Here is a 14095-nt window from a genome sequence, read left to right as displayed (position 1 = left end):
CAAGAGTGCGAGAACGCGACCCCCGAGCCGGTGGCGTCCCGCCTGCAGACTGGCTACAGACTCCCGTCCGTTGCGTTCTCTCGTTCCTTGTGTTCTGCCGGTCAGCGCATCAGGGTGACGGTCACGTTGCGTGGCGTCGCCGTGCCGCTTGCGGTCGCGGGTGAGATGACGAGCAGTCCCCCACCCCCGGCCCACGTCTCGAGCTCCACGAGGGCGGCATACGTCTTCGGCGTGCCGTAGGCGTGGTCGAACTCGCACGCGAGCGTGTACGCCCCCGACCCGCTGTCACTGGAGACCCACAACACGGCAGAGATCGTGCGGACCAGGCTCAGCCGCTGACTGCCGCGCAGCGTCGCACCATCGAGGACCTTGAGGTTGAGGATGACCTCGGCCGAGGCATACCCCCAGATGGCGCCGATGTTCGTCCAGTAGGACGCATCGACGATCGTCTCGACCCGGATCCGGCGCACCGCGGCATCGGCCGCGAACGAGCCACCCACCGACGCCAGCTGCTGCTGCGAGCCGACCATCACGTTGTTGTAGCTCGACAACCGGCCGGTGTTGCGGTCCGCGGTCGCGCTGCCTGTCGTCGATCCGAGCGTGTAGGGCTTCGGGATCGTGAGCGTCGAGACCGACGGCGGCGGAGGCGGAGGCGGGGGCGGCGGGATCCACCACGAGCCGATGTTGATCGAGTAGCCGACGAGTCCGGTCGCCGACAGCAGCCGGTCGGCGTCGCGCGTGCCTGCCACGTCGAGCTCCTTGGGCACGTCGTCGCCCAGCACTGCCTTGGCCTCCGCCGCACCCTGTTTCGGGTCGACGCCTGTGGCCGTGACCGCCTTGTCCAACCGAGTCGCCCACGTAGCCCGCGCCTTGTCGAACCGCGCCAGGGCGCCGTCCTGGTCCCCTTCGGCTGCCGCCTGGAAGTCGGCTCGCATCGCCTCGACGTCGAGGCCCGCGGCGTCGGCGCCCTTGCGGGCAGCCTTCTCGTACTTCTGGGAGAGCTTCTCGAGGGCCTTGAGCTGACCGTCGAGCTTCTGGCCGTGATCCGCGCGAGCCTTCTCCAGGTGCTTCTCGTAGCCCTTCTGCGCCGTTCCGACGTCCCCAGCGTCGGGGCGCTCTTGTGCGCCGGCCTTCGTGTCGTCCTTGTCCATCCTGGCCATCCCCTTCTCTTCAAGGCCCCGGTCGCGCACTTCGGTGGCCGCGACTACGGCGGGGGTGAAACATGCACTCTCCACGCTGACAGATCAGCGCCAACGCGACAGCAGAAACAGCCGCAAGAAGTGGCAAAAGCCGAGAGGGGTGATGAAGAGGTTGAAGACCATTCAATTGGACGGCCCGGCTCCGGCCGGCCGCAGGACAGTCAGGGGGCTGGCGCCGAGATCTGCGGAACCAGACTCTGCGAGGCGGCGTTCGACAGCAGGTGGCCCTTCTCCCAAATTCATACGAGCGGAGCTCCGAGAGTCCCTCAGTGACGGTCACGCAGACTCATGCGGCGACGGTCCGTCCCTAACGGAATCGGCACACCTTTCACACCGGCCCCACTAGTGCTCATTTCTGGTCGTTCTATATGGTGAATTTGGTGTATCGGAGCGGCTCGAGTGCCACTGTGGTCAGTGGGATAAGAAAAGGCGCAGGCCGACTTATCAAGGGTGGACCCGCTGAGCAGTCCCAAGGGGATTTCCGCATGCACGCAATAGTTCGCAGGCGCAAGCCTGCCTTGAAACGGTCTCTTACCGCCCTCGCGGCAACACTGGCCCTCGCGGCGACCGGCTTGGCCGGTGCGCCAACGGCCGCTGCCGCCATGAGCCCTGGTGCGTCGGTGAGTCCGACGTCGATCAACCCGGGCGGCACCTCGACGGTGACCCTCACCCTTCAGGGTGAGACCAGCGTCCAGTCGACGCCGACGGACCTCGTCCTGGTCCTGGACGAGTCGGGCAGCATCAGCCCGACCGACTTCACCACGTTGAAGTCGTTCGCCAACGACGTTGTCACCGAAGTGGCGAACGCCGGCCTGTTCGCCCAGGGCGGCCGCGTCGGCGTGGTGAGCTTCGCGTCCAGCCAAGAACTCATCATCGGCCTGAGCAACAACCAGATCGCCGTCAACACCGCGATCACGAACAACCCGCAGTCGGGAGGCACCACGTGCATCTCCTGCGGCCTGAACGAGGCGGCGTCAATCCTTCCCCATGCCGCAGGGCGTAACCAGGTGGTCATCGTCATCACGGACGGCAACGCCAACGGCGGCGACCCGACGTCCGCAGCAGCGACGGCCCTGCAGTCCGAGGCCGAGGTCTTCGCCGTCGGTGTCGGCAGCGGGATCAACCAGACAACGCTGAACATCATCGCCTCCGCACCGGATGCCACACACACCTTCCCGGTGGCGGACTTCAACTCGCTTGCCGCGATCCTGCAAGCGCTGGTCGCGGCAGTCAACGTGCCAGGCGCTACCAACCCGCAGATCGTCGTCACCGTGGCAAACGGCTGGGACTACGTCTCCGGCACCGCAGCGGCCAACCTCGGCGCTGCCGTCTCCGGGGAGGCTCTGGCCGGTTTCACCGTCAAGCGGGCGAACCTCGGTGCCGAGCTGCTGACCATCACCTACGACGTGGTGCACGAGGGGACGCCGTGCGGGTCGCTGCCCGTCAACGAGTCCGTCGCGTACACCGACGACGAGGGCGCGACGGTGAGCTTCCCGGCCGTCAACGTCTACGTCAACTGCGCCCCCGTGGCCGACGCCGGCCCGGACGTGTCGGTCCCCGAAGGATCCACCGTCGCGTTGGACGGCACCGGTTCGTCTGACACGGAAGGCCCGCTCGCCGCCTACGCGTGGAGTGGCGCCGACGCCGCTGTCGGCTCCATCACCGACGCCGGCAGCGCCATCGCGACCTACAACGGTCTCGACGACGGCGTCGACACGGCCACCCTCGAGGTGACCGACGCCGGCGGCCTGACGGACACCGACACCGCCACCGTCACCGTCACCAACGTCGCGCCCAGCCTGACGCTCACGACGTGCCCGACGGACCCGAACCAGATCGGCACCAACGTCAGCTTCGCTGGCTCCTTCACCGACCCGGGCACGGCCGACACGCACACGATGACGGTCAACTGGGGCGACGGCACCAGCACCGGCCCGAGCGCTGCGACCTCGCCCGTGGGCGGCACCCACCCATACGCCACCGCAGGAATCTTCGACATCACGGTCACCGTGGCCGACGACGACGGCGGCAGCGACAGCAAGACGTGCGCGTTCGTCGTGGTCTTCGACCCCAACGGCGGCTTCGTCACCGGCGGCGGCTGGATCAACTCCCCGGCCGGCGCCTACCCCGCCGACCCGGGCGCATCCGGCCGCGCGAACTTCGGCTTCGTCTCGAAGTACCAGAAGGGCGCGACCGTCCCGACCGGCAGCACGGAGTTCCAGTTCCAGGCCGGCAACCTGAACTTCCACTCCGACGCCTACCAGTGGCTCGTTGTGGCCGCTGACAAGGCGCAGTACAAGGGCACCGGCACCGTCAACGGCGCGAGCGGCTACGGCTTCATGCTCACCGCGACCAACGGCAGCCCCGACAAGTTCCGGATCAAGATCTGGAAGACCGCGGACAGCACGATCGTCTACGACAACCAGATCGGTAGCGGCGACACCGCCAACCCGACCACCGCCCTCGCAGGCGGCTCGATCCAGATCCACAAGGGCTGACGCCCACCGCACGACGAGAGGGGCCGGTGCGCCAGCACCGGCCCCTCCCACGCCCACACCGTCTCCCGTTCGGCGCAAGCGGCGATGTGCGCGCGGAACACATGGCCCGAACCGGCGCGGAGCGAGTCGATCTGCCCCTGAGTCACCACCTGTTCGTGGCCTCAGCGCGAGCCCTCTTCAGCGGCTCGAACGCGCGCACGGCGTACCGCGCTGGCCGCGCTGGCCGCGCTGGCCGCGGCGCACCTTCCTCGACTTCCATTCTGCCGCAACCTCATTCGTAGTATATTGGGCACTACGAGGCATCGGGATAACCACGTCCGAGACTGGGCTGGAGAAACCCCCTCGCACGAGTTTCACGAAGGGCCCGTCACATCAGTGGCGGGCCTTTTCGCTTGCCCGGACACCGCTCCGGGTCCATCCCTGAAAGGAACCACCATGACCGCACCACCGATCACCCTGCGCAGCCTCGCGGAGCTGCTCGCCGTCATCCCGCACCTGCTCGGCTTCGAGCCCGCACACTCGATCGTCGTCATGGCGCTGCGGGACACCAAGCTCAGCCTCACCCAGCGGATGGACCTGCCCGATCCCGACCGCGCCACCGAGGTCGCGCACACCCTCGCACGGCACGTCCTCAAGGACGAGGCCGAAGCCGTTCTGCTCGTCGGCTACGAGACCACTCGGGGCGAGAGCCTGCCGCTCCTCGAGGCCCTCAGCGAGCAGCTGCGCACCGACGGGATCGCCACCCGGGACCGGCTCGTCGTCCACGACGGGCGGTGGCGATCCCTCGACTGCGACCGGCCGACGTGCTGTCCACCCGACGGCAGGCCGCTGCCAGCCCCCGCCGAGGTCGCCTCCACCCTCGCCGAGTTCGTCGGACACGGCAGCGCTCCCCTACCGAACCGGACCGCCCTCGCCCAGCTCCTCGAGCCCGGACCCGCAGCGGCCGAGTTCACCACCCTGCTGGACCGGGGCCGCAAGGCGCGAACCACCCTGACCCGCGAGCAGGCCCTGCGCCGGCTCGCGGACGTGTGGGCGCGCATCCTCACCATCGACACCGACCCGATCAGTCTTGGGGACGTAGCCGTGGCCTTGCAGTCCCTCACGGCCATCCCGGTGCGGGACGGGATCATCGCCCTGCTCGTGCCGGGCACGCTGGCACGGGATGCCCTCTCCGAGGACGTGGGAGCCCTGCTGGAGCAGATCACAGACCGGCTGGACGCTCAGGGCCAAGGCCTCGAGGATGCGGATCGCCCAGCGGTGCAGGCCCGGCTCGTCCTGCTGTGCCAGCACGCCACCGACTGGCACGCCGCACCGGTCCTGACCGTCCTCGCCGCGTACGCCTGGTGGCACGGCGACGGCGCCATCGCGCGGGTCGCCATGGACCGGGCCCCGCGCGCCGACCCCGGCTACCGCCTCGCCCGGCTGCTGCAGCTGATGCTCGACGAGCGCATCCGCCCCGACCGCCCCTGACACCTCACCACCCGAAGAACCCAGGCCTGCCGCACAACGCGGCGGGCCTTCGTCATGCCCGGCAGCAGATGCCACCGGGCCTCACCTAGAAGGAGATCCACCATGTCCGCTACACCTATCGACCGGACGCTCTACGCCGTCCCGGCCCCACCCCCGAAGGAACGGTTCGCGCTCCTGCTGCGCCTCAAGAGGACAGCACGGCGCGCCCTCCACACCGTTCTCGCGCTGCCCCGCGGCGCCGCCGGCTGGGTCCTGCGCCAAGCCCGCACCGCCCTGTCCGCGCTCGGCAGCAACCCCGTCCTCGCCGGCCTCGGCGGCCGACTGTCGAGCCTCAGGCAGCTCATCCGATCGGTCGGGCCGATCCCCGCCACAGCCGCCGTCCTGAGCATCCCCGCCGTCTGGCGGGCCACCGTCCGGACCGCACAGTTCGTCGGCTCCAAGATCGCCGGCGGCGCGAGTGCCCTGTGGCGGCAGACCCGCTCGCTGCTCGGGAAGCTCGGACCGAGCGGGACCCGGATCGCGACCGGGCTCGCCGACGCCGGCAGCATGGTTCGCGGGGTCTTCGTGAGTTTGGCCGTCCACCCGGTCAGCCAGACCATCACCCGGGCTGTCACCTCCCTGGCTGGCCTGGTCCGGCCGGCCAGCCAGAGCGTCGTCGTCCACCGGCTCCTCGGCAGCTCGTCGGCTCCTCGTCGCTGCGCTGGGCCATCGAGCTGGTGGCGCTGCCGCTGGTCATCGCCCCCCGCCTGGCCGTGAGCGTCAGCCATGCTCTGCGCCCCGCGTCACCGGCCGTGTCCACGGCTCACGCGGCTCAGACGGCCCAAGCAGCGCAGGGCCAGGCACCCGCGAACGAGACGCCCTTCGTCGCCCCAAAGCCGACCGTCGTCACGCAGGACCCCGAGAGTCCTTCCGTGCCAGAGGAGTCCGACGACTGGGATGCGGCCTACGAGCCTCAGAACCGGGCCGAACGCCGCGCCCAGCAGCAGGCCCAGACCCACGCCAAGCGCGCCCGCGCCCGGCGCTGAGCATCCACACGAACCACCCGTCGCAGGAGGCCCGTCGAGCAGTCGGCGGGCCTCCTCCCCTCTCGCAGAGGAGAACCCATGCTCATCGTCCTATCCATCGCCGCAGCCGCGGCACTCGTCGTCGTCGCCTACTCCAAGCTCCGACAACACTCACCCGAAACCGGCACCGCCGGCCTCCGCGCCGTCCGCGACCTCGCCGACGTCGTCATCGTCTGCGTCAAAGCCGTCGAAGGCGTCGTCGACGTCCTCTCCCGGCCGCCCCGTCTCGCCACCGGATCGACCTCGCAGCGCTGGGCCTACCCCTCCGCGTACGACTCCGGCTACGAGCTTGAGGATGAGGAACTGTGACCGCGCGAGTTCCTCGGCAACGTGTGTCCACCGGGGTAGACCCCAACTGGACGGGGAGCTCGAAGGCCCCAGACCGTCCGGCTGAGGTCCCTTACCGCCCGGTTGGACAGAAGCGAAGGGAGGTCTAGAGGTGCCTGGACAGGTCCTTGCCTACATCCGCGTCTCGTCCGCCGACCAGAACCCGGAGCGACAGGTGACCGCGATCCATGAGGCCCTGGGCGGGAAGCGGGATCGCTGCTTCACCGACCACGCGTCCGGCGTCAGCACCGACCGACCCGCTCTGACGTCCATGCTGGCGCATGTCCGCGACGAGGACGTTCTCGTCGTGGCGTCGATGGACCGTCTCGCCCGCAGCGTCATCGACCTCGACCAGCTCGTCACCCGGCTGACCAGTGAGGGCGTCACAGTGCGGTTCCTCAAAGAAGGCCTCACGTTCCAGCCCGCGGTCCTGGCCGACCCGCTCGCCGTCTTCCAGCTGCAGGTCATGGGTGCGTTCGCCCAGCTCGAGCGCGCGCTCATCCGGGACCGACAGCGCGAGGGCATCGCTGCCGCCAAGGCCCGTGGCGTATACCGAGGCAGGGCACGGCGTCTTGGCGTAGAGCAAGTGGAGCAAGCCCGCGCCGACATCGAGGCGGGTGTCCCGAAGGCGGTGGTCGCCCGGCGGCTGGGCGTCGCGCGGCAGACCTTGTACACCGCGCTTCACCCCGACCCGGCCTCGACGTCCACAGCATCCTGAGCCAAGGCTCGGCCCTACTGCCCGGCGAGTACGAGCCAACGCGCCCCCTCCCGCCACCTCGACGGGAGGGGGCCAACAGCGCTTCTTCTGCGTCCGAAGGGTCTTCCATCATGTCGGGATGGCGCCAACGGAGCGGTCGCTTCGGCGCGCGGAACTCCCGATGACAGGATGTGCGCGAGCCACCGCGCGGTGTGCTTGTCTTCTGGGCGCGATACGGCAGCCAAGAGCGAGAAGGCGGGCGCGGTCCAGTAGCCTGACTCCTGTTGGCCGGCACGGGCGGCCTCGTTATACGAGGGTTGAAGCGACCCTTGCAGCGACGTTCCCATCGAGGGTTCAGCCATTCCCAGTACCGGGGCGAGCGTGCCCGGGTCGCCGCCATCTGAGTCCCCGGCCCACGCCATGGGCTCAAACCGGTAAGGGTCGCCGCCCGCGCGACCCCAGATTGCCTGAGGGCCACCGCGACGAGGTTCAGGACGTCCACCGCTTGGATAGGCCGCCCGGGCAGCAGCGGCCAGCAGTGGTAGAGGGTGGGCTGTTTCTGCCACCCCGTCACCCACTGCGGGGCAACATCCCGGTTGACCACGTACGTGCCGTTCAGCGTCGGCGACGCCGTCCAACGCCCCCAAGTGCTGTACCCGGCCGTCTCATCACCGTTGATTCACCCCGGGTTTGATGGAGGCCTTCAGGGTGTTGCCCCCACGAGCTGTGAGGGCTGTTGTGCAGCGTAGTGCTTGGTCTCGTACTCGATGGGTGGGATGTCGCCGAGGCTGCCGTGGAGGCGGCTGGTGTTGTACCAGTCGACCCACTCAGCGACGGCGATCTCCAGGTCGTCGATGCTCTTCCACGGTCCGCGTCTCGACAGCAGCTTAGGATTACGGATCAGTTCGGTCTTGAACGTCGAGTTGAATGCCTCGGCGGCTGCGTTATCGTACGAATCGCCTTTACTGCCAACGGAAGCGACGAGCTCTTCCTCTTCCAGCCGTTCGGTGTAGCGGACCGCTCGGTACTGCACGCCGCGGTCGCTGTGATGGATCAGGCCGGTCAGGTCGCGGCCGGCCCGCTGCCGCGACCAGATGCCCATCTCGAGGGCGTCCAACGCGAGGGTCGTGTGCAGCGAGGTCGACACCTGCCAGCCAACGATCCGGCGGGAGAACATGTCCATCACGAATGCCGCGTACACCCAGCCCGAGCAGGTCCGGACATAGGTGATGTCCGCGACCCAGAGCCGGTCGGGTGCATCGGCGGTGAAGTTGCGCTCGACGAGGTCGTCGGGGTGCCCGGTGCGCGCGGGCAGCGTGGTGCGTGGGCTCTTGGCCTTCATCAGCCGGGAAAGAAAAGAAGGTCTAACGGATGAGATCTAAGTGTTCGATCTATATTCCGCATGGACGACATTGACCTACCAGGCTCAGCTGGCGTGACGTGTTCGTTCCAGCCAGTCCTTGCCAGCGATGACCTGCTTGGTGCGGTCGTTGAGCTCCGGCGGCGCACCTTCGTGGTCCGAGCGGCTGAGAACGTCATCGCGCAGGATCCGGTCCGCCTCTGCATGGTGGCCCTCCGCATCAGCGACGGCAGCGAGGTCAAGCCTGGGGATCTCCTCGTCGGGTGCGGCGAGTGCGGCGGTCTCCGCGGCGAGCCTGGCCCGTCGGAGGTCGCCTGCTCGCAGGCTGTGGGTGGTGACGAGGTGGGCGACGTCGACGATGGCGCACAGCAGGTGCTGGTCGATCCGGTCTCCGTCGACGAGCCAGTACCAGCGGTCTTCTTTGAGGCTGCTGAACGGTTGGCCCTGCACGAGCCGCAGCGCGGCGTCGAGGTCCTCGATCCCTTCGGGTCCGCGTGCCTCTCCACGGACACGGAGGCGGCGGAAGAGGTCGGCGTCCACGAGGACGTCGACGACCTGGTAGACGCCGACGCCGCGGGCGAGGGCGGCGGGTGCCTTCCGGGCGTCGGGGAGGTGCTTGTCGCCGGTGCGGGGGTTCGCTCCGAGCCAGTCGCGCAGGATCCGGATGTAGTCGCGGGCCTTGGCCTGGGTGATGTTGAAGGTGTCGGCGAGCTCGGCGGGGGTGGCGCCGTGGGGGCGGGTGGCGAGGTAGGTGAGCATCTCGGTGAAGTAGTGCTTGCGCTTGGTCAGCGGCGTCCCCCGGGTCCGGGCGCTCACCGGCCCGAGCAGGGTCAGGCGTGGCAGCCGGCAGTCGTCTGACCACCATGCGGCGAGGTCCGCGTCGAGGGTGGGGTCCGCGGCGAGCACGGCGTCGCTGACCTGGGCGGTGACCTTGGGTGCGAGTGCTTGCAGGTCCTCTCGGGTGGTCGCGCCGTCGCGGAGGTACTCCTCGTCGGCGAGGTCGAGGACGGTGGTGACCGGTTGGCCGAGGCTCTGCTCGTCGACGGTCCGGGGCAGGGTGTGTTCGTTCCGCAGAGCGCCGGCCTCGTTGCTCCAGGACCGCCAACCCTCCCCGGCATCGGTGGTGGTGGGGATGGGGATGGGGACGTCGTCGAGGTCCTCGCTCTGGGCGAGCAGGACTGCGCAGCCTTGGGCTTCGTCCGGGGTGAGGCCGACCGCGACGAGGTCGAGCCCAACGGCCGGCAACAGGACCCGCCCGTCCGACGTCACGGTGATCTCCATCGTTGGGTCTGTGCTGCTGGCGCTGCTGTTGGTGCGCTCGCCGCAGACGACAACGCTGGTGGCGGTGCGGCCGGCGTGTCCGTGGATGAGCTCGAGCAGCTGCGTCAGGGCGGGGGTGACCGGCGCGGCGTCGGCTGCGGTGTCGAGGATGAGCAGGCGTGCCGGCCAGGCGTCGGCGCCGGATTGAGCGGCCCGGGCGGTGGCCACGTCGTCGTCGCCAAGGTCGTGGACTCGGTCGAGGGTCGCGATGGCGTCGGTGAACACGTCCGCGGCCGGGTCGCCGCCGGCATGCACGCGGAGCCGGTCAGGATTCATGGCGGCCACCTCGGCGCCAACCCCGATCATGTCGACCCGCACGCCGTGTGACCACGGGTTGCAGGCGATCTCGGCGAGCAGGTACCTGGCCAGGTCGCGGCTGAAGTCGGCGTCGCCGGTGATGCTGACGTCGAGGTCCTCGAGGTTGAGCAGCCAGGGGTCGCCGGTGTCGCTGGCGCCGATCGTGACGAGCAGGGGGTAGGGAGCGGGCTGGTCGGGCACGGCTGGCCCGACCTTGTCGAGCGGGGTGCCGGTGGGCAGCGTCCAGTGCAGCTGGTCGGGTGTGCCCTGCCAGGGCGCGGCGATTCCGGCCGGGCTGATCAGGTGCAGGCGGATCGTCGACTTGGTCAGCTCGACGGCCGCGAGCTGCGGGACGGCGCCGCCGGTCCGGGTGTGGGCGGCTGCGAGGCGGCGGAGCATCTCGTCGAGGTAGTCGACGGTCGGGGCGCTGTCGCCGCCGACGGCGATGACGGTCTTCTCCACCGGCGCGAGGGCCGGCTCGGGTGTGGCGATCGTCCGGCCGGGGCGTCGTGCCCTGAACTGGGCTGTCCGTCGTCTGCGCAGGCTCAGGAGCATCGACCCTGCAAGGAGCGCTCCCGCGCCGGTTAGCCCGGTCAGTACCCAGGAGGCCGGCACCTCACCCTGCTCATCTACGGTCGTCGGCGCTTCGAGCGACGACCCGGGAGTTGCTGTCGGTACGGATCTGCTTGTGGCTGTTGGGCTTTCGGCTGGCCGAGGGGCTAGGGGTGTCGTCGGTGTCGCGCCCTCGGCCGCGGTCGTTGTTGAACCGACCGCGTCGGCGGATCCCTCGGCAGACGCAGGCGGTGGTGGATGGATGCCGTGCTCGGGCGCCGACCGGAGTGGCACGTGGCGCTCGGATGAGTGGGCCGGCTCGGCGGGCGCCTGCGGGGTGGCCTGCTCGTCGGCTGGGGGGATGGTCAGGATCCATCCGGGGCGGATGAGGTCCAGGTCTCGCAGCTGTTCGCCGTCCGCCTGCCGGGTGTTCGTGGAGGCGTTGAAGATCTCGGGGTAGCGGCTGGCGCTTCCCAGCTCTTCCTTCGCGATACCGGAGAGGGTGTCTCCCGGTCGCACGGTGACGGTCCGCTCGCCCGTGTCCGCTGCCTGGTCGCTCTCGGGCGCACGGGTCGCTGCTCCATCTGCGGGGGGCATGGTGAGGGTCCACCCCGGCTGGATGAAGTCCGGGTCGGTCAGTTGGGCGCCGTCGGGCTGAATGGTGTCCTTGGAGGCGTCGAAGATCTCTGGGCACCGGCCCGCGGCCCCCAGCTGCTCCTGTGCGATCTGCGAGAGCGTGTCCCCCGGCTCGACGGTGACCGTGTTGACGGTGTCTGTCGTGGCCTCCCTGGGGATGACGAGCAGGGTGCCCGGCGTGAGGAAGCCGGGCTTGTCGCCGAGCACCTCGGTGTTGAGGGCCGCGATCTCACCGAAACGCGCCCCGGAGCCGAGCCGCTGTTCGGCGATCGACCATAGCGACTCGCCCCGCTTGACGGTGTGTGTCAGCAACGGCGGAGCACTCCCCCGCTGACTCGGGCGGCCAAGAGTCAGTTTGTCTGCCGTCGCGGCGCCGCTTCCCGTGGCGACTTGGGCGGGACGCCCTTCCTGGGGTGTGGCGTTGCTTTCCGCGTGGGCCCCGGCGGGGATCTCAACCGTGGCAGTGACAACCGCAGGGGATCTCGGGATGGTGGCGGCCCTGGCCGGCTGGGCGCCGACGGGCGCGGTGATGAAGAGCAGCAGCGCGGCGCTGACCAGGTTCCGTGCGGCCACCTGGGGCATCGCCAGCCCCGGGAGCCGGGGAGCGCGGACCCCGCGTAGCCGGGAGATCACCTCGAGGACAATGGAACCCGCCAGGAAGAGCCAGGCAGCCCAGCCGACGATCGTGAGCACGCTCAGCACGAGGGACCCGTCGTCCGGGCTGGTCAGCGCCGCCCACAACCGGCTCATCGAGGGCACGGAGGGGATCGTGTCCGGGATGAGGTCGGCGCCCACGGTCAGCAACGCGGCGGGGAGGCCGAGCAGGATCGCGGTCAGCCCGGCCGCCGCGGCCAGGCCGATCAGACGGGCCCGCAGCCGGGCGCCCCGCTCAGTCCCAAGGGTCATCGCTCGACCCCGTCGACGGAGCGGGTGGTGCGGGAGTCGGCGGCCCCGTGGACGGTGAACACGCTCAGCCCGATGATGCCCAGGAACGTGCACTCGTAGGTCGCCGTGGTGCTGACGTGCACGGTCTGACCGTCCACGACCGTCGCGGTCCCGGTCAGGCCCGACCCGGCGAGGTAGGTCTGGGCGGCTCTTCGGGCGGCCGTCGGGTCGACGGTGACCCCGTCGCCGCGGACCGCTGCCGCCGCCTGCAGCTGCTGGCCGCCGGCGCGGGCAGCCTGGCGGGCGACGTCCTGGGCGCGCTGCTGGGCGCCGACCTTGCCTCCGAGGTCGACGGCGAGCCCGACGAGGATGATCATGACGAGGCCGCTGGCTGCCAGCCAGATGCTCACCGAGCCGCAGTCGCGTGCCATCCTCGTAAGTTGGCGGCGTTCACGAATTGTCCAGCGCTCAGGGCTCGGTCGCCGTGTCGCCGTGCTCGTCGTCCACCTCGTGCTCGTCGTGCTCCTCGTGCTCCTCGTGCTCGTCGTCATGGTCATCACCGTTCTCGGTAGGTGTCGATGGCGGACCGCGTCGTGGCGGTGACGGTCTTGCTGCCGGGGACGCCGGGCGCGGACAGGTCGGCGAGGTTGACCTCGCAGGTCACGGTCGCGGTGACCTGGGCGGGGGTGCCGACCGGGGCGGCGAACCCGGTCGTGTCGACCGACACGGCCGTGCTGGCGCAGGTGAGCCCTTGGCTCGCCAGCGCGGAGCTGGCTGCAGACGACGCGGCCCCTTCCGCGTCTCCTTGGGTTCGGGAGATCGATGCCGAACGGGCTGCGCTGTTGGCGGCCGCCTCGACGGCCTGGTGCGCGATGGCCATCCGACCGGCGAAGATGATGAGCCCGACGAAGAGCAGGAACGCGGGGACGCCGATCACGGTCTCGATGACGGCCGAGCCACGTTCGGTGCCCTTCTGACGGCACTGGAGACGGGGGCACCGGGGGTGTGGAGGGCTGCTCATCGGGTGATCCGTTCGACGGGCACCGTCGCCGACTGCCGCACGAAGGGCGACCAGCCCGGGATGACGCTGAGCGAGGTCCCGGTGACGGTCACGGTCGCGACCTGCGTCGTCCGGCTGCTTGTGACGTGGGTGCTCTTGAGGACGTCGTCGCCGCCGGCCGCGGCGACGAAGGATGCCGCCGCGGCCGTCCCCGCTCCCCCGCTGCCGTCCTCGACCGAGGAGGCCCTCGCTCCCTCCTGCGCTGCGGCGATCGCGACGGACCTCGCGTGGTAGAACAACGCCGCCTGCATCCCGAGGAACATGACCGCGAAGAGCACCGGCAGCAGCAGCACCATCTGGATCGAGGCGGAGCCGCGCTCGGATGGCCCCGCCGCGGTGCGGCGGCGCTGTCTGGGCGCGCGGGTGCTGCTCATCGCCGGTCTGCGGATCCGGTGGCTGCTATCTGATGCTGCCGGCCTTGGAGGTCACGTAGTTCGTGATGGCTGCGACCACGATGCCGACGATGCCGATGATCGCGACCGCCCAGATCACCATCTCCATGGTGACCGCACCCCTGTCTGAGTCGCGGCCCGCGCCTCCGTCCGGGTTGGGGTTTCGTCTGAGCCTGGCGTCCAGCGTCGTCTCGGCCTTGTCCGTGAGGGTGGCGCTGAGGATGTGCAGGGTCGCTGCGAGGTAGTGCATGGGCCTCTCCTGTCTTCGTGTGTCTGCCGGGTGGTTCCGAGTTCTCCGGGTTGTTCACGTGCGCTGGGGGGGTGCAGGGTGATGCGAA

Annotated in this window: 12 protein-coding genes; 5 read left to right on the top strand and 7 right to left on the bottom strand. The window is 69.7% G+C overall.

The window, feature by feature from the left end; all coding sequences use genetic code 11:
• Positions 1-101 precede the first annotated feature (101 nt).
• The gene (locus FBY41_RS15675; protein WP_185749102.1) at positions 102-1151 is read right to left on the bottom strand and encodes a hypothetical protein; all 1050 of its coding nucleotides are present in this window, start codon (positions 1149-1151) and stop codon (positions 102-104) included.
• 668 nt (positions 1152-1819) lie between these two features.
• Between FBY41_RS15675 and FBY41_RS15670 the strand changes: the two genes are divergently transcribed.
• The 5 genes from FBY41_RS15670 to FBY41_RS15650 all read left to right on the top strand — a co-directional run bounded on the left by FBY41_RS15670 (position 1820) and on the right by FBY41_RS15650 (position 7276).
• A complete protein-coding gene (locus tag FBY41_RS15670; protein ID WP_185749101.1) occupies positions 1820-3697 on the top strand; it encodes a vWA domain-containing protein in 1878 nt (625 codons plus the stop codon).
• Positions 3698-4132: 435 nt separating this feature from the next.
• Complete coding sequence (locus FBY41_RS15665) at positions 4133-5167, top strand: DUF4192 domain-containing protein (RefSeq protein WP_141845241.1); 1035 nt, start codon at positions 4133-4135, stop codon at positions 5165-5167.
• Positions 5168-5269: 102 nt separating this feature from the next.
• Complete coding sequence (locus tag FBY41_RS15660) at positions 5270-5923, top strand: hypothetical protein (protein ID WP_141845240.1); 654 nt, start codon at positions 5270-5272, stop codon at positions 5921-5923.
• Positions 5924-6270: 347 nt separating this feature from the next.
• On the top strand, positions 6271-6540 hold the full coding sequence (locus tag FBY41_RS15655) for a hypothetical protein (protein ID WP_141845239.1): 270 nt from the start codon (positions 6271-6273) through the stop codon (positions 6538-6540).
• Positions 6541-6670: 130 nt separating this feature from the next.
• On the top strand, positions 6671-7276 hold the full coding sequence (locus FBY41_RS15650) for a recombinase family protein (protein ID WP_141845238.1): 606 nt from the start codon (positions 6671-6673) through the stop codon (positions 7274-7276).
• A 682-nt stretch (positions 7277-7958) separates the two neighbouring features.
• On the opposite strand, the gene FBY41_RS15645 is transcribed toward FBY41_RS15650, so the two are convergent.
• The 6 genes from FBY41_RS15645 to FBY41_RS15620 form a co-directional block, all read right to left on the bottom strand.
• Positions 7959-8597, bottom strand: coding sequence for an IS3 family transposase (locus FBY41_RS15645; RefSeq protein ID WP_141845237.1), 639 nt, complete (start codon positions 8595-8597; stop codon positions 7959-7961).
• A gap of 84 nt (positions 8598-8681) precedes the next feature.
• Entirely contained in the window at positions 8682-12326 is a 3645-nt protein-coding gene (locus FBY41_RS15640; RefSeq protein ID WP_141845236.1) for a LysM peptidoglycan-binding domain-containing protein, read from the bottom strand.
• A complete protein-coding gene (locus tag FBY41_RS15635) occupies positions 12323-12736 on the bottom strand; it encodes a pilus assembly protein TadG-related protein (protein WP_141845235.1) in 414 nt (137 codons plus the stop codon). The genes FBY41_RS15640 and FBY41_RS15635 overlap by 4 nt, the downstream gene beginning before the upstream one ends.
• Positions 12737-12861: 125 nt before the next feature.
• Positions 12862-13326, bottom strand: a complete 465-nt coding sequence (locus FBY41_RS15630) for a TadE/TadG family type IV pilus assembly protein (RefSeq protein ID WP_141845234.1) — start codon at positions 13324-13326, stop codon at positions 12862-12864.
• Entirely contained in the window at positions 13323-13739 is a 417-nt protein-coding gene (locus FBY41_RS15625) for a TadE family protein (RefSeq protein ID WP_141845233.1), read from the bottom strand. The genes FBY41_RS15630 and FBY41_RS15625 overlap by 4 nt, the downstream gene beginning before the upstream one ends.
• A gap of 25 nt (positions 13740-13764) precedes the next feature.
• Entirely contained in the window at positions 13765-14007 is a 243-nt protein-coding gene (locus FBY41_RS15620; protein ID WP_141845232.1) for a hypothetical protein, read from the bottom strand.
• Positions 14008-14095 lie beyond the last annotated feature (88 nt).

The sequence above is a fragment of the Humibacillus xanthopallidus genome (assembly GCF_006716675.1).
Lineage (GTDB): Bacteria > Actinomycetota > Actinomycetes > Actinomycetales > Dermatophilaceae > Humibacillus > Humibacillus xanthopallidus_B.
This window is presented reverse-complemented; position numbering and strand designations above follow the sequence as displayed.